Origin of the sequence: Eoetvoesiella caeni, assembly GCF_003315175.1 — a bacterium.
GTDB classification, from domain to species: Bacteria; Pseudomonadota; Gammaproteobacteria; order Burkholderiales; family Burkholderiaceae_B; genus Eoetvoesia; species Eoetvoesia caeni.
Genome location: NZ_QNRQ01000003.1, coordinates 180,115 through 196,283 on the forward strand (window position 1 = coordinate 180,115; position 16,169 = coordinate 196,283).

At 59.4% G+C, this 16,169-nt stretch carries 11 protein-coding genes; 6 read left to right on the plus strand and 5 right to left on the minus strand.

All coding sequences use genetic code 11. The annotated features are described in order from the left end of the window. Positions 1-143: 143 nt before the first annotated feature. Positions 144-1,316 (minus strand): benzoate/H(+) symporter BenE family transporter, encoded by a 1,173-nt coding sequence (locus DFR37_RS07425; protein WP_276330269.1) that lies wholly within the window; start codon positions 1,314-1,316, stop codon positions 144-146. A gap of 247 nt (positions 1,317-1,563) precedes the next feature. Between DFR37_RS07425 and DFR37_RS07430 the strand changes: the two genes are divergently transcribed. After that, positions 1,564-1,989, plus strand: a complete 426-nt coding sequence (locus tag DFR37_RS07430; RefSeq protein ID WP_113932862.1) for a DOPA 4,5-dioxygenase family protein — start codon at positions 1,564-1,566, stop codon at positions 1,987-1,989. Here DFR37_RS07430 and DFR37_RS07435 read toward each other — a convergent pair. Then, positions 1,986-2,735: a helix-turn-helix domain-containing protein gene (locus DFR37_RS07435; protein ID WP_170139852.1), complete on the minus strand. Its 750-nt coding sequence runs from the start codon at positions 2,733-2,735 to the stop codon at positions 1,986-1,988. The genes DFR37_RS07430 and DFR37_RS07435 overlap by 4 nt on opposite strands. Before the next feature lie 243 nt (positions 2,736-2,978). Between DFR37_RS07435 and DFR37_RS07440 the strand changes: the two genes are divergently transcribed. Continuing rightward, a complete protein-coding gene (locus DFR37_RS07440; RefSeq protein WP_113932601.1) occupies positions 2,979-4,154 on the plus strand; it encodes an ABC transporter substrate-binding protein in 1,176 nt (391 codons plus the stop codon). Continuing rightward, entirely contained in the window at positions 4,136-6,022 is a 1,887-nt protein-coding gene (locus tag DFR37_RS07445; protein WP_113932602.1) for an AMP-binding protein, read from the plus strand. Before DFR37_RS07440 ends, DFR37_RS07445 begins: the two co-directional genes overlap by 19 nt. 136 nt (positions 6,023-6,158) lie before the next feature. Here the strand turns inward: DFR37_RS07445 and DFR37_RS07450 are convergent, their stop codons facing one another. From DFR37_RS07450 to ahpC, 3 genes are all read right to left on the minus strand, one after another. Beyond that, positions 6,159-8,639: a DUF3772 domain-containing protein gene (locus tag DFR37_RS07450; RefSeq protein WP_113932603.1), complete on the minus strand. Its 2,481-nt coding sequence runs from the start codon at positions 8,637-8,639 to the stop codon at positions 6,159-6,161. Positions 8,640-8,952: 313 nt separating this feature from the next. After that, positions 8,953-10,536 (minus strand): alkyl hydroperoxide reductase subunit F, encoded by a 1,584-nt coding sequence (gene ahpF, locus DFR37_RS07455; RefSeq protein ID WP_113932604.1) that lies wholly within the window; start codon positions 10,534-10,536, stop codon positions 8,953-8,955. Between the two features lie 115 nt (positions 10,537-10,651). After that, positions 10,652-11,215, minus strand: a complete 564-nt coding sequence (gene ahpC, locus DFR37_RS07460; protein ID WP_113932605.1) for an alkyl hydroperoxide reductase subunit C — start codon at positions 11,213-11,215, stop codon at positions 10,652-10,654. Positions 11,216-11,603: 388 nt separating this feature from the next. Here ahpC and DFR37_RS07465 point away from each other — a divergent pair, with 388 nt between their 5' ends. The 3 genes from DFR37_RS07465 to lysS all read left to right on the plus strand — a co-directional run bounded on the left by DFR37_RS07465 (position 11,604) and on the right by lysS (position 16,089). After that, entirely contained in the window at positions 11,604-13,268 is a 1,665-nt protein-coding gene (locus tag DFR37_RS07465; protein WP_170139853.1) for a methyl-accepting chemotaxis protein, read from the plus strand. Between the two features lie 100 nt (positions 13,269-13,368). Then, positions 13,369-14,473 (plus strand): peptide chain release factor 2 gene (gene prfB, locus DFR37_RS07470; RefSeq protein ID WP_113932607.1). Its coding sequence is split into 2 segments (ribosomal slippage): positions 13,369-13,449 and positions 13,451-14,473, totalling 1,104 coding nucleotides; the frame shifts between segments, so codons are not numbered across the junction. 95 nt (positions 14,474-14,568) lie between these two features. Beyond that, positions 14,569-16,089: a lysine--tRNA ligase gene (gene lysS / locus DFR37_RS07475; RefSeq protein ID WP_113932608.1), complete on the plus strand. Its 1,521-nt coding sequence runs from the start codon at positions 14,569-14,571 to the stop codon at positions 16,087-16,089. Positions 16,090-16,169 lie beyond the last annotated feature (80 nt).

Genomic DNA, 16,169 nt, shown 5'->3' on the forward strand with positions numbered 1-16,169 from the left:
TTTTCTCGCAAGACAAAACAGGCATTATGATAACGCCGCTGCGACGGCCCGCGGCGCGTCAAGCATGGCATTGATCAAAAGCCCGGAAAACGCATGGCTTGCCCGCTTGCGGCGCACGCCTTGCCGACGGATGAAGCAAAGACCTATGCCGCTTTCTTGCGCGCCTTGTTCAAGACAAGATAAGCAAAACCGCCTATCACCACACCCCAGAAAGCCGAGCCCAGTCCCAGAAAACTCATGTTCGAAGCCGTTGCCAAAAACGTGATGATGGCCGCCTCGCGATGAGCTTCTTCCTGCATGGCGCTGACGACGTTGGTTGCAATGGCCCCCACCAGAGCCAGCCCGGCCAAAATGGCGACAAACTCTTTGGGCAGGGCCGTAAAGAGCAAGACGATCGTGCCCGCGAATGCCCCGCCTATCAGGAAAAAAACACCGTTGGCGATGCCCGCCACGTAACGCCTGGAGGCGTCCTCGTGAGCGTCCTTGCCGGTACACAAGGCAGCTGTGATGGCCGCAAGCACCACCGTGATACCGCCGAACACGGCTATGGCGGCGGACGCCACGCTGGTAAGCGACAAAATGGGCCGCGCCGGCGCTGGATAGCCCGACACATGCAAAATAGCCATGCCCGGCAGGAACTGCCCAGTGAGGCTGACCAGCACCAAAGGCAATGCCAGACTAAGCGTACTGCCCCACGACCATTCAGGACTGATGAACATGGGCGTAGCCAATTTAAGCTCCAGGACGCCCAAATGGGTCTGGCCCAGCAAAACCGCGGCGGCTACGCCCACCAGCATTACCAGCACAATGCTGTAGCGCGGCACCAGGCGTCGAAACACAATGTAGGCAACCACCATACTGAAGGCCAAGACCGGCATGGCGGCCACCGACCTGAACGCGTTGACTCCGAACTCGAACAAAATGCCGGCCATCATGCCCGAAGCAATGCCCTTGGGAATGCTGCGCATGATGCGGTCGAACGAGCCCGAGATGCCAATGACGAGAATAATAGCGGCGGCGGTAATATAGGCCGCAACGGCCTCATTGACCGAGATCGCCGGAAACAGCGTTACCAGCAGAGCCGTTCCGGGCGCCGACCAAGCCGTAATAATAGGCATCTTCATGCGCCAGCTAAGGAAAATACCCACCACGCCGGGGCCGATGGAAATCGCCCAGATCCACGACGACATCATTTCGGGCGAGATGCCCGCCGCGTCGCCCGCCTGAAAGAAAATAATGGCTGGCCCGGCGTAGGCGATCAACACCGCCAGGAAAGCGGCCATCACCGCGGACACAGACCAATCTTTGCTCAGCACTATGCTCTTCTCCTCATGCATCCTATTGTTTGATGCTTAAACCTTTGCGCGTATTTTATGACGCATGCCCGCAGCCCGCATGCTGCGGCAAAAACCTTCGCCGGCATCGGCACCGCCGCGCATGCCTTCCTGCGCCAGCGGCCATAATTTGAAAACCCGCCGCGCCCATGTTAAACATCATAGGATACTGGCCCGCGTATACGGGCGGGCAACCAGTATACGGGCGGGCAACCATATAGGCAACACCATGACAACGCAACCTTCCAATACCGCAAATGCGGCCCCCGCGGCAAGGCCGCCTGTCCCTGGCGCCGCGCGCAAAGTAGCAGGCTATCATGCCCACGTATATTTCGATGCGCAAACCCTGGAACAAGCGCGCGCCTTGTGCTCGGAAGCCGCTGCGCGCTTCCCTCTCAAGATGGGCCGAGTCCACGAAAAGCCCGTGGGCCCGCACCCGGACTGGAGCTGCCAGTTGGCTTTTCGCGCAGGGCTGTTCGAAGAGATAATCGTCTGGCTGGCCATGCATCGCGCCGGGCTGGTGGTCTTCATACATCCGGTAACCGGCAACGACCTTATCGACCATCGCGATTACGCCATCTGGATGGGCGCGGTCAGGCCGCTGGACCTGTCGGTGCTGTCGGGCAAGGACGAACCGGTAAGCTACGAATTCTAGGAATCCAGCAATCCCGACGCTATGGCAAACAGCTGGCTTTTAAAATTGATGCCCAGCTTGTCGAACGCCCTGGCCCGATAGGTTTTCACGGTTGCCACAGACAAGCCCAGGTCGACGGCAATCCCGTCATAGGTCCGGCCGATAAGCAGCCCTTCGCACACGTCCAGTTCGCGTCTGGTAAGGCCGGGATGAACGCGGCCCAGTCGCGCCGCCAAAGCGGTATGCCCGACGCCCTGAAGCTGCGATTGCTGGTTGCAGATGGCAATATGCTTGGTGACGCAGGCGGCAACGGTAGCGGCAAATTGCCCAATGGCGTCGACATCCTTGGACCCGAAGGTGGGACAGCGCTCGAATCGGTAAAGATTCGCGGCCAGTAAGCCGTCTTGCCCGCCATCACAGACTATCGACAAGCGGTCCAGGATGCCGTGCCGGCTATAGATTGCGTCGCGGTGCGCCGGAGCAAACTGCTTTTGGTGCGCATAGGTCATGGCAAGCCCGCCCGGCGTCAGCAATTGCATGGCGGAGTCGAATGTGTGATCACGCGCGTGCAGCTTGGCCTGATAGCTTTTGAAGCAGTCGGCGCTAACGTCGACCCCGTGCAGGCTGGACGACAGGAACATGCGGGGCAAGGATTTCTTGTCCAGTTGGTAAACCGATAAAAAATCGACATAAACCACTTCGTTCAGCTCATGCAGCAGGCTTTTTCCAAAGTCCGCCTGGCCCAAAGCACAAATCAAGCGCTCCACTCCCGCTCCTGTTCGCCGATCTCTTTCGCAAGCGCCACCGGCCGTCCCGGTACTTAAACTCCAGGCATTCATTGCGCACTCCTTGCTGGATAAATCCGAATACTGCGTCTTGGCGAGGTCTTGTCGTACTTTTGGTGGACAGACTCCCCCCGGGCTTATGGTCATACTTGATTAAAACAGCGGCACCACACAACGATATTGCAGTACTGCACGCAATACATATAGTACAAGGAGACCTTCCCAATGAAAATATCCGCGGCCATTGCGCCCCGCCATTTACGGCGCCTGAGCGCAGCCACCCTGCTGAGCCTGGGGCTTTCAGGCGTTACGCACGCAGACATTACCGTCGGCGTCATTTTATCGACTACCGGGCCCGCAGCCTCGCTGGGCCAGCCGGCGGAAAATACCGTCAAGCTCTGGCCCGGCAGCATCGCCGGGCAAAAGCTGAAGGTCATATCGGTCAATGACAACAGCGACCCCACCGAGGCCGCCCGGCAAGCCGCCAAGCTGATCACCGAAAATGCCGTGGACGTGATTGTCGGTCCCTCGATCACGCCGCCGTCGATTGCCGCGATGGAGGTCGCTGGCCGCAACAGCACCCCCATCATTGCCCTGGGCGGCGGCAACGCCATTATCGAGCCCCAGGAGGGGTCGCGGAAATGGGCATTCAAAATGCCTGCGCCGGAAGCCATTTCGGTCGAGCGCGCGCTGGACCACATGGTAAAAAACAAAGTCAAAACCGTTGCCGCCATCGCCGTCACCACCAGTTATGGCGAGGGTTTCCTTAAAGCCTTCAATGCCCAGGCCCCCGCCAAGCACTTGCAGATCGCGGCAACTGAACGCTATGGCGCGCAAGACCTGGGTGTAACGGCCCAGGTTCTGCGCATCATGGCAGCCAAGCCCGATGCCGTCTATATATTCAGCTTCGGCACACCCGCCGTATTGCCGCAAGCGGAACTCGCCAAACGCGGCTACAAGGGCAAAATCTATCAGACCCATGGCATTGCCAATGCCGACTTCCTGCGGGTCGGCGGCAAGTCCGTAGAAGGCACTTACCTTGCCGTCGCCCCCGTCCTAGTGGCGGAACAACTTCCAGCCAGTGATTCAACGAAGAAGCAAGGCATGGAGTACGTCAAGAAGTACGAATCGCAATACGGGCCGGGCACCCGTTCACTTTTCGGATCGACCGCCTGGACCGCGCTGAATTGGTTGCAAGCAACCGTTCCCGTAGCTCTCAGGCAAGCCAAGCCGAACACGCCAGAGTTTCGCCAAGCGCTGCGGGATGCACTGGAAAACATGCATGAAGTCGTCAGCCCCGAAGGCGTCTTCAATATGAGCCCCGGCAACCATAACGGTATCGACGCGCGCGGGCAAGTCATGGTCGAAATCAAGGATGGCAAATGGAAATACATTCCCTGACGCCGCAACGCAATTGGAGTCTGCCCGACATCAATACAGTGCAGGACCTGCGTTGTATCGAGCAGCAGCCGCTTGAACAAGCCGTCCCGTTTACTTCCACCATAGACCTTATCCGATACAGCGCTGCCCGCGCACCGAATCGGACCGCCCTGCTCTTTCAAGTCGATGCCGCCCCAGGCTCGGAAGTCTTGACCTGGACCTACGACCAGTTGCTGGAACAAATCATCCAGGCCGCCAATCTGTTCAGGCAACTGGGCGTCCAGCGCCACGATGCAGTTGCCATACTGGCGCCGAATATGCCCTCGACCCATATCGCGCTATGGGCCGCGCAGTTGGCTGGCTGCGCATTTCCCATCAACTATTTGCTTGGCGCGGAACATGTCGGCAAGTTGTTGGCGGCCGCAAGTGTAAAGGCCGTTGTCACCTTGGGCGAGTCTAGCCAGCTGGACATCCGGCAAACCGTTGTGCAGGCCTTGGAAAAGTCCGGCTTGAACTGCCCCGTGCTGGAAATAGACGCCAACGAACACCAGCCCGCGGCGGGCTCATTCCAACACCAGCTGCGGGCGTCGGATCCTGCCGACGATCTAAGCCAGGAATTGCGCCCTGACGATGTTGCCGCGATATTCCACACTGGCGGGACAACCGGCCTGCCCAAAATCCTGCAGCAGACGCACGCCAACGAGCTGCACACAAGCTGCATGGCTGCGCCCTACTACCGTTTTCACGAAGGCGACGTCCTGCTTAACGGCTTTCCGCTATTTCATGTTGCCGGCGCATTCGTCTATGGACTGGCGGCGCTCGCCGCTCGCGGCACTATCTATATCCCCACCATACTGGGCATGCGCAACCGCGATTTTATCCGCCAAGCCTGGCCGCTATTTCAAGAGCACGGCGTTTCGCACCTGGGCTGCGTACCGACCACGCTCGCATCCTTGGCTCAAAGCTACCGGGAATCGAACCAGCGCGGAACCTGCGGCGTCGAAGCGGCCCTGACGGGTGGCTCGACTTTGCCTGCGGAACTGGCAAACTCATTCGAGCAACTTACCCGAATTCCCGTTCGCAATATATTCGGCATGACTGAATGCGCCGGCATCGTTGCCATAGAACCCGCCGGAGCTCCCAGGACGCCGGGCTCGGCCGGCCTGCCGCTGCCCTATACACGCGTTCGGGCCGTGCCCTTGCCGGAATCGGAAAAATCCGCCATCAACATGTTTTGCGATGCCGGCATCGAGGGCGTCCTGTGCGTCCAGGGTCCTCATGTCAGTCCCGGCTATATCGACAAAAGCCGCAACGCCGGCACCTTCACCGAGAACGGCTGGCTTATCTCGGGCGACTTGGGATACGTGGATGCCGAAGGCCGGGTCTTCATTACAGGACGCTCCAAAGACCTCATTATCCGCAGCGGCCACAACATCGACCCGCAAGCCATCGAAGAAGCTTTTCTCGCAAACCCCGATGTCCTCGATTGCGCCGCTGTCGGGCAACCGGACGAGTACGCAGGGGAACTGCCTGTGGTCTTTGTCACGCTGCGGCCAGGCGCAACAGCCAGTGCGGAAAGCTTGCTTGGCACCGCAAGGCCGCTGATCTCGGAACCTCCGGCCATGCCGAAAGCCGTCTATGTGGTCGCGACCATGCCGACAACTCCGGTGGGAAAAATCTTCAAGCCCCAGCTCAGGCGCCAAGCCATCGTGGAAAAAATCCAAAGCCTTCTACGCGGCTTCGATGCACAGGGAATGTGCCGCATCTCGTTTCCGGACGAACAAACGCAGCGCTGCCTGGTTGAAGTCCGCGATCCCGCCCGCCTCAAGGAAATTTCAGCGGCGCTGAAAAAGCTACCTATTGACGTAACGCTGCGAAGCGGGCAGTAGCGGCGGCGCTGGACCGGCGTGCTGCCCTGTCTTTGACCAAACAACCTCAAACCGGCGCGCAGCCTGCCTTACGGAAAACTATCAAATAGTTATACGCAGATTTATGCACAGCAATTGTGGATAAATCTGTCCCGGCTCAGGCCGGTGCGCCGCCCGGTGGCGGGGCGGCCGAGGAAAGCGCGGGCTGGATGCGCCCCGCTTCGTCGGTGACGACAATGGACGCCGGGGTGACCAGCGGAAGCCCGGCGTCCTTGAGCTGCTGCAACAGCGCGAACAGCAAGGCGCTGCGCACTTCGCTGGTAAAACGCGGCGACTTGATATAGCCGGTAAGCTTGAACACAATGCCGGTAGCAGTCACGCTGTCCAACAGCACGCTGGGCTCGGGGTCGGCCAGCACATCGGAGTTTTCCTCAAGCGCGCTCCGCATAAGCTTGCCCGCAACCTCTACGTCTGTCGATACAGGCATGGACAGCACAAACTGCACACGGCCAAACGGGTTGGCATGGGTCACGTTGCGTACGACCTTGGTAATGAACTCGGAATTCGGCACAATCAAGGTAGAACGGTCGCCCATCTGGATTTCAGTAGCCCGCACATTGATCCGGCGAATGTCTCCTTCAACCCCGCCCAGCGAAACCCAGTCGCCCACCTTGACCGGACGCTCCGCCAACAAAATAAGGCCGGAAACGAAATTCTGCACCACTGCCTGCAAACCGAAGCCTATGCCCACCGACAAGGCGCTGGCTACCCACGCTACCCGCTCCAGGCCTATGCCCACCGCGGTCATGGTCAGCGACGCCACAATGACATAGCCCGCATAGCTGAACAAGGTTGCCGCGGAAAGCCGCATCCCCGGGTCCAGCGCCGTCGTCGGCAGGTAGCGGTCGGCCAGCCAGTGCTTCAGCAGCTTGACGATAATCAGGCCCAGCACCAGCACGGCCAATGCCAGCATGATGGAGGTGGGCCGGATGTGCATCTCGCCTACCGGAATGCCTTCGTACAGATACCCTGCCCGGCGCGCCCACTCAGACGGCCCCTCGCCAAATGGCACGATAAGCAAGATCAAGGCCAGGGCGTAGACCGCAAGGCGGCCTAACCCCGCCAGCAGGACGGCTGCCTGGCTGCGGCTGCGCGCCGACGACTTGGCCGCGTCGGTCTGCGCCGCGTTGCGATCAATAATATGCAGCAATGCCGCGCAACCGTCGTCGATCAACGCCGACAGCAAATAAGCCGCGGCCAGAATCAGTATGCTCCAGATAAGCTGGCGGATGATGAAGCCGCCCAGCGCCACATATCCCAGCAACAGGCAAACGAAGCCCGCTATCAGCGCGGCCCAGATCAGGGCCGTCAGCACCGTACCCCAGAATGGCATCGGGCGTTGCACGAAGCCTTCCTCGCCTTCCGTTTTCAAGCGGCGCCGCAAATGCCTCCAGTGGATCATGGCCAAGGCGATCACTATGCCGATCACGAACGACATCAGGCAGTCCAGCGCCACCGAGGCGGCAAGACTGACATTGGCCAGGGCAGCCAGCCTGAGCGTCATCCAACTGAAGGCCGCGGGCACGGCAAACCCCACTGGCAGCCAACGCAGGCCACTGGCCACGGTATCGGAAATGGCCACCAGGCGCCAGGAAGGCCGATTGGCCACAAGCAGCGCATAGCCCAGGCCCGCGCACACGCCGCCGACCGCCGCCGCGCTCATCAGACTATCGAATATCGCCACCATGGATTCGGACAAGCCGGTATCAATATGGCGGGCGATGCCGGACTGCCAGACCTGGACAATAAGCATGGGCGTTGCCATGGTCAGCAAAACAACTGTCACGGCATACAGCGAGCGGCGCAAACGTCCCGGCGCCACTTTTTCGGCGGTAAGGCGCAGCAGCACTTTGCGTATGGCTGCGCTTAGCCATAACAAGAACAGGCTGGCCAGTACGACGAACGTCTGGGTATAGCCGGGCAACCCGACCAAAGCCTCCCGCAGCTCGTCCAGCAAGGGCGTAATCCTTTGCTTGTCCTGGGGCCACTCGGCGGCCAGTTCCAGCCAGAACGGCCCGCCAAGCACAGAGGCCGCACGTTCGCCCATCTGCGCCTGAAACTGTTGGCGTCTAAGCTTGGTCACCTGCTCGATGATCTGACCCGCTTCCACTGCAATCAAGCGCGCCAGTTTCAATTGGGAATCGAGCGTGGCCTGGTTCTTGGCCAGCTGCTTGCGCTGCGCCTGCACGTCGGGCGCCTCGTGCGAGCCCGGCGCAGGCGCCCCAAGCTGGGCCACCCGCGCTTGCACACTGCTTAATTGCGGGGCAACGGCAGCGGCGGCGGATTCGGCCTGGGACTGAGCCTCTTGAGCCGACGTGCGCAATTCCACAAGCTGTGCATCGGTCGGCGCGACGTCGGATTTTTCGTTAAGGCGTTTCTGGATTTTGTCGATCTGCGACCGAGCCGCATCCAGGCTTACCGCAATATCGGCTGGTTGTGCATCGGCGGTGTCTGGCGCCGCCGCGGCCAAAGGCGCATCAAGCAGCTGTCCCGCAAAAAGCATCAGAGCGAAAACGAGCGCGATCCCGGCGCGCAGACGCGGCAGTCGGGCGGAATTGAAGCAACGGCAGAACGGCATCGTAAACACTCATAAAGTATTGGACCCCCAAAGCGCCAGGCCGGCCGACACCGTCAATTGGGCGCAAAGGACGCTTGCCAAGCGCACATCATACTGCCGAAAGCCATTTTTTTTTCCCAAGGGGGCGCTTTTTGCCTTGGGGCGGCCCGGCGGCAAAAAAGGCCCCCACGCTTCACCGCTTACGCGGCTCGCTGCCCCCCAAGGGGGCGCTTTTTGCCTTGGGGCGGCCCGGCGGCAAAAAAGGGCGCATCCATACAGGATGCGCCCTTGATCCAGCCGGCCCCGCCTTTCAGCGGGGCGCAAGCAGGAAGACTTACACGACAGCAGCTTCAGCAGCAACCACTTCGTCGATGGGACTGCGAATGATATGGTCGAAAGCGCTTAGCGCGGCCTTGGCCCCATCACCCGCGGCAATGACGATCTGCTTGAAAGGCACGGTAGTTGCATCGCCGGCGGCGAATACCCCGGGTACCGAAGTCTGGCCGCGGGCATCGATCTCGATCTCGCCGAAACGCGACAACGCCACCGTTCCCTTGAGCCATTCCGTATTGGGTACCAGCCCTATCTGGATGAACACACCTTCCAGTTCGACCTGCTTGATCTCGTCGGTGGTGCGATCCTTGTACGACAATCCGTTGACTTTTTTGCCGTCGCCATGGATCTCGGTGGTTTGCGCCGAGGTAATAATGCTGACATTGCCCAGGCTGCGCAATTTGCGCTGCAAGACCTCGTCGGCCCGCAAGGCGCTGTCGTATTCGATAAGCGTGACATGCTGCACCAGCCCCGCCAGGTCGATGGCCGCCTCAACGCCCGAGTTGCCGCCGCCGATAACCGCTACGCGCTTGCCCTTGAACAACGGGCCATCGCAGTGGGGGCAGTACGCAACGCCGTTGTTGCGGTATTGCTGCTCGCCCGGCACATTGATTTCGCGCCAGCGTGCGCCGGTCGAAAGTATGACGGTTTTGCTTTTGAGCACGCCGCCGTTGGCAAGCTTCACCTCGATGAGTTTTCCAGGCACAAGCTCTACGGCCTGCTGCAGATTCATGATGTCGACATCGTAAGCACGTACGTGCTGTTCGAGCGCAACGGCAAACTTCGGACCGTCGGTTTCCTTGACGGAGATAAAGTTCTCGATGGCCATGGTGTCGAGCACCTGGCCACCGAAACGCTCGGCCACGACGCCGGTGCGTATACCTTTACGCGCCGCATAGACGGCAGCGGCCGCGCCGGCGGGGCCGCCGCCAACGATCAGCACATCGAACGCTTCTTTGGCGCTTAGCTCTTCACCCTTGCGGGCGCTGGCGCCGGTGTCCAGCTTGGCGAGGATTTCTTCCACGCCGGAACGACCCTGGCCGAAGAGTTCGCCATTCATGTACACCGTAGGCACGGACATGATCTGGCGCTCGTCGACTTCGCTTTGATACAACGCGCCGTCGATCGCCACGTGCTTGATGCGCGGGTTGATGATGGACATTGTGTTCAGCGCCTGCACGACATCGGGACAGTTCTGGCACGACAGCGAAAAATAAGTTTCAAACAGATAGTCGCCATCAAGGTTGCGGATCTGCTCGATCACCGCGTCGTCCAGCTTGATGGGATGGCCGCCGACTTGCAGCAAGGCAAGTACAAGCGATGTGAATTCGTGCCCCATGGGAATACCGGCGAATTTCACGCTGATATCGGTTCCGGGACGGTTGATGCTGAATGCAGGCTTGCGGCCGGATGCTTCGCTGTTTTCGTTCAGCGTGATCTTGTCGGACAGCTCGGCAATTTCCTGCAGGGTTTCCCGTAGTTCACGAGATTTGTCCCCTTCGTCCAAGGCGGCAACGATCTCGATCGGGTAAACCAACTTTTCCAGATACGATTTCAATTGGGTCTTGAGATTTGCGTCTAACATAGTTTTTTTTCCTCTCATGAAGTTATGGCGGGTATTGCCCAGGCTTGTAGCCCGGGCAACAAGGCTTTGGCCGCCGGCTTTTGGCCGGCGTTGCTAAATACAGCTACCGCTTTACTTAGATCTTTCCAACCAGGTCAAGCGAAGGAGTCAGCGTCTTGGCGCCTTCTTCCCACTTGGCGGGGCAAACTTCGCCCGGGTGGGCCGCGATGTACTGCGCGGCCTTGACCTTGCGCATCAGTTCGGAAGCGTCGCGGCCAATGCCGTTGTCGTGGATTTCCAGGACTTTGATCTGGCCTTCGGGGTTGATCACGAACGTGCCGCGCAGCGCAATGCCTTCTTCTTCGATCAGCACGCCGAAGTTATTGGCCAGCACGTGGGTGGGATCGGCCAGCATGGGATAGTTGACCTTGCTGATGGCATCCGAAGTGTCGTGCCAGGCTTTGTGCGAGAAATGCGTGTCGGTGGATACGCTGTAGATTTCGACGCCCAGTTTTTGGAATTCGGCGTAATGATCGGCCAAATCTTCCAGTTCTGTGGGGCACACAAAAGTAAAGTCAGCCGGATAGAAAACCAGAACCGACCATTTACCCTTCAGGGACGCTTCGGTGACGTCTACGAATTTACCATTGTGATACGCAGTTGCTTTAAATGGTTTGATTTCGGTATTGATCAAGGACATTTTTGTCTTCCTTAGTAAGTGATAGGTGGGTTGAAAACTGAATATGGGACCAGTATAGGTTGCCCAGAATCATTTGTAAAATTGATTGATCCAATCAGCGCAGTAGTTTTTTGCTATGGAATGAATTAGATCGGAACCGAAGACTTCAGGCCACGGCGAATTGCCCGCGCGCCGGGAATAGCCGGCCAAAGCGCAAGCGAGGGTTCAAAGCGGCTTAATACTGCAATATATCCTTTACGGGGCCAGGTGCCAACCAATGCCGTATCCCAATGCGTGCAGGCAAGGCTCAAACAGCGTCTTATAGCTGCAACATACGGCTGTCATACTCGGCCGCTTCATCCACATGTCCTCGCATCTCCAGCGCAGGCTTGAAGCAGCAATACCAACCATGTTACGAACACTCACACTCAAAAAAAGCTTTGCCTGCTTTCTGGCCGTCCTGACCGGCTTTTCGTTTCTGGTTCTGGGCGCGCTGGATAACTTGACGCGCAGCATCGAGCATCTCAAGCAAATCGAAACACAACGCAGCCAGGCCGTCCAACTCATGCATGAATACAAAGGCTATACCCAGGCGCTGACACGCAATGCCATGGCCTTTGTCGCCACCGAGCAGCCGGAATTCGAAGAGCGCTACAAGCGCTACACCGCCATCATGAACGGCAAGGCACTGGACGCCAGCAACCGGACGCAAACCCTGCTTAAAAAATTCGAAGGCGCCGGTTTTTCCGGGGCAGAAATGAATTCGCTGCTGTCCACCTATGCCAAAACGCAGGATTTGGCCAAGACGGAAATCGAGGCGATGAATACCGCGAAAGGCCTGTTCGACGACGGCAATGGCGGCCTGAAAATAGGACTGCCCGAACCCCTGCTCGCCAAAGTCATGCTGTTCGGCCAACAATACACCAATGCCACCGCCGAAATCGAACGGGATATCGATGATGTAACCCTCATGCTGTCCAACCGCTATGCAGCGGATGTAGAGGCCGCCAGCCAACAAAGCCGGTACGCTTACGGCCTTGCGATAGGCTCGTTGGCCGCCCTGCTTCTTTGCAGCGCAATTGCGTTGTTCCTCCTGTTCAAATCAATCAAAAAGCCGCTGGACGAAGGCGTGCGGCTTGCCCGCAAACTATCCGAAGGCGACCTCGCCGCCTCGCTGCAGGTTCGCCGCAAAGACGAACTGGGCCATTTGCTGAATGCATTGAACGGCATCGGACAAGGCTTGCAGGATGTTGTCCGGGACGTCAGGAACCGCAGCGTACAGATTGCCGCCAGCACCCGCGAAATATCCCGGGGCCATGCAGACCTTTCAAGCCGCAGCAGCGCGCAAGCCGCCAATGTCCAGCAAACCGCCGCCGCCATGGAGCAATTGTCCGCTACCGTCAGGCAGAATGCGGACAATGCCCAAGAGGCGAACAAGCTTGCCCTGCGGGCGGCGGACTGCGCGGTTCGCGGCAACGGCGAAGTGAACCTTGCAGTCCAAACCATGCAGGACTTGCGCCAAAGCTCGGGCAAGATGGCCGGCGTCATCGGCGTTATCGACAACATTGCCTTCCAGACCAATATCCTGGCGCTCAATGCGGCCGTCGAAGCCGCCCGGGCCGGACCCCACGGGCGCGGGTTCGCGGTGGTGGCCAACGAAGTACGCAATCTGGCCCTGCGCTCGGCCGAGTCGGCCAAGGAAATCGGCCTGCTCATCGGCGACTCGCTCAAGCACATGGACGCGCAAGCCCGGCAAACCGAAAATGCCGGCCTGGCCATGCGGGAAATCATGCTGTCGGTGCAAAAGGTCAACGACATCATGCAGGACATCACCCTGGCCTCCGAAGAACAAGCCAGCGGCATCCAGCAGGTCTGCATCGCGCTGAACCAGATGGATGCCATTACCCAGCAGAACGTCGTGCTGGCGCAAGAATCCGTCGACACGACGGCGTGGCAACGCACACAAGCCGACGGCCTGGAAGCGGTCGTGGCGCGCTTCACGTTGCACACGGCGCCGGACCCCCTTGATTACCCAATTCCAGGCAATGGCGGCCATGCACGCCTGGCAGCATGACGAAGGCCTGGACCGGGCGTGGACGCGCCTGAATCGGGACGCCATGCAACTACGCTAAAATGGCACGTTACGTTGACTAAACCGAATTCTCAGGAACGCCATGGAAGCAGAACGCCAAAACCACCTTGCCGCACTCTTGGACGACTACATAGAGCGTCAGCAGGCGTTACGGGGGTATCTTTGACTTCGATGCCAAGTCTGAACGCCTGCAAGTCGTAAACGCCGAACTGGAAAGCGCCGAGGTCTGGAACGACCCCAAGCACGCGCAAGATCTGGGACGCGAAAAGAAAAGCCTGGAAAACGTCGTCCAGACCCTCAGCCAGATAGGCCAGGGGCTTAGCGAAGCGCAAGAGCTCTTCGAGCTGGCCGCCGACGACGATGACGATGCCACTTTGCTGGCCATAGAACAAGACTGCGAAAAACTTGGCGCACGGCTCGAAGAGCTTGAGTTTCGCCGCATGTTCAACAACCCGGCCGACCCGCTTAACTGCTTTATGGACATACAGGCAGGCGCCGGTGGCACCGAAGCCCAGGACTGGGCCTCCATCCTGCTGCGCCAGTATCTGCGCTATTGCGAACAAAAAGACTTCAAGACCGAGATCCTCGAAGAATCGGACGGTGAAGTCGCTGGCATCAAGTCCGCCACCATCAAGATCGAGGGTGACTACGCCTTCGGTTTTCTGCGCACGGAAACCGGCGTCCACCGCCTGGTGCGCAAAAGTCCTTTCGACTCGGCCAATGGGCGCCATACTTCGTTCGCCAGTGTTTTTGTCTACCCCGAAGTGGACGATTCGATAGAGATCGAGATCAATCCGGCGGACCTGCGTGTGGACACCTACCGCGCCAGCGGAGCAGGCGGCCAGCACATCAACAAGACCGACTCGGCCGTACGCATTACCCACGAGCCCACCGGTATTGTGGTCCAGTGCCAGAACGACCGCTCGCAGCACCGCAACCGCGCCGAAGCCATGCAGATGCTCAAATCGCGCCTGTACGAACTGGAGATGCGCCAGCGCATGGCCCAGCAGCAAAAAATGGAAGACGCCAAGACCGACGTCGGCTGGGGTCATCAGATCCGTTCCTATGTTCTGGACCAAAGCCGCATCAAGGATCTGCGCACCAACGTCGAAATATCCAACACCCAAAAAGTGCTGGATGGCGGCCTTGACCTCTTTATCCAGGCCAGCCTGAAGCAAGGCGTCTGAGTCGGCCATAATGGCGCAGCGGCGGCGCGCATTGCGTGCCCCGCCAGGCCCCAACCAGCAAGCTTTCCCGAAAATCACGCACTGAACTACCGACCATGACCGAACCCTCCGCCCCAACGCCCGCTTCCGACGAAAACCACCTGATCGCCGAGCGCCGTGGCAAACTGGCCAAGCTGCGCGCACAAGGCGTGGCCTACCCCAACGACTTCACGCCGGACAGTGCCGCCGCGCCCTTGCATCAGGCCTACGGCGATCTCGAAAAAGAAGCCTTGGCCGAATTGGCCAAGCCGGTCAAGGTTGCCGGGCGCATGATGCTCAAGCGTGTCATGGGCAAGGCCAGCTTCGCCACGCTGCAGGACAGCACGGGGCGCATCCAGATCTATCTGGACAAAAGCACGCTGGGCGACGACACATACGCCGCCTTCAAGACCTGGGACATCGGCGATATGGTGGCCGTCGAAGGCACGGTATTCAAGACGAACAAGGGCGAACTCTCAGTGCATGCCGCCAGTGCGCGCCTGCTGTCCAAATCGCTGCGCCCTTTGCCCGATAAATTCCACGGGGTTTCCGACCAAGAGCTGCGCTATCGCCAGCGCTATGTCGACCTCATCATGACCGAAGAAACGCGGCGCACGTTTGTGGCCCGCAGCAAGGCAATCGGCGGTATCCGGCAATTCATGCTGGATGCGGGCTTCCTGGAGGTCGAGACGCCCATGCTGCACCCGATTCCGGGCGGCGCATCGGCCAAGCCCTTTACCACGCATCACAATGCGCTGGACATGCAGATGTACTTGCGCATTGCGCCCGAGCTGTATCTGAAGCGACTGATCGTGGGCGGCTTCGAGCGCGTGTTCGAATTGAACCGCAACTTTCGCAACGAAGGCGTAAGCCCGCGGCACAATCCCGAATTCACCATGATGGAATTCTATGCCGCCTACACGGATTACCGCTGGCTGATGGAGTTCACCGAAGCCATCATCAGGCAAGCGGCCATTGCAGCCACCGGAAGCGCCGTACTCACCTACCAGGAAAAAGCACTGGACCTGGGCCAGCCCTTCGATCGCCTGACCATCACCCAGGCCATCCTGAAGTACGCCCCGGGCTTCACCGCCGCCCAGTTGGGCGACGAAGCCTTCCTGCGCGCCGAACTGAAAAAGCATCGCGTCGACGTCGACGGCCCTGTCTTCGCCCATGCCGGCATCGGCGCACTGCAATTGGCGCTGTTCGAGGAAACGGCGGAAGCCAAGCTGTGGAATCCCACTTTCATTATTGACTACCCCATCGAGGTATCGCCGCTGGCACGCGCCTCCGATACCCAGCCCGGCATCACCGAACGGTTCGAGCTGTTCATGACGGGCCGCGAAATCGCCAACGGTTTTTCAGAGCTGAACGATCCCGAAGACCAGGCGGCGCGCTTCCAGGCCCAGGTACAGGCCAAGGACGCCGGCGACGAGGAAGCCATGTATTACGACGCGGACTACATCCGCGCTTTGGAATACGGCATGCCTCCCACAGGAGGCTGCGGCATAGGCATCGACCGCTTGATCATGCTGCTGACCGACAGCCCCAGCATTCGCGACGTCATCCTGTTTCCCCACCTGCGTCCCGAAGACTAGCTTGCACAGGCGCGCAAGCGCCTATTCAAGCGCAAGGCAACCCGCCAGCCGAAGCGAGCGGGCAGGATTCGGGCAAGGCA

What these genes read in the sequence shown, in the direction of transcription:
- DFR37_RS07430 (WP_113932862.1), top strand. Translation starts at nt 1,564, where the DNA reads ATGACAACGCAACCTTCCAATACCGCAAATGCGGCCCCCGCGGCAAGG.
- DFR37_RS07440 (WP_113932601.1), top strand. Translation starts at nt 2,979, where the DNA reads ATGAAAATATCCGCGGCCATTGCGCCCCGCCATTTACGGCGCCTGAGC.
- DFR37_RS07445 (WP_113932602.1), top strand. Translation starts at nt 4,136, where the DNA reads ATGGAAATACATTCCCTGACGCCGCAACGCAATTGGAGTCTGCCCGAC.
- DFR37_RS07450 (WP_113932603.1), bottom strand. Translation starts at nt 8,639, where the DNA reads ATGCCGTTCTGCCGTTGCTTCAATTCCGCCCGACTGCCGCGTCTGCGC.
- ahpF (WP_113932604.1), bottom strand. Translation starts at nt 10,536, where the DNA reads ATGTTAGACGCAAATCTCAAGACCCAATTGAAATCGTATCTGGAAAAG.
- ahpC (WP_113932605.1), bottom strand. Translation starts at nt 11,215, where the DNA reads ATGTCCTTGATCAATACCGAAATCAAACCATTTAAAGCAACTGCGTAT.
- DFR37_RS07465 (WP_170139853.1), top strand. Translation starts at nt 11,604, where the DNA reads ATGTTACGAACACTCACACTCAAAAAAAGCTTTGCCTGCTTTCTGGCC.
- lysS (WP_113932608.1), top strand. Translation starts at nt 14,569, where the DNA reads ATGACCGAACCCTCCGCCCCAACGCCCGCTTCCGACGAAAACCACCTG.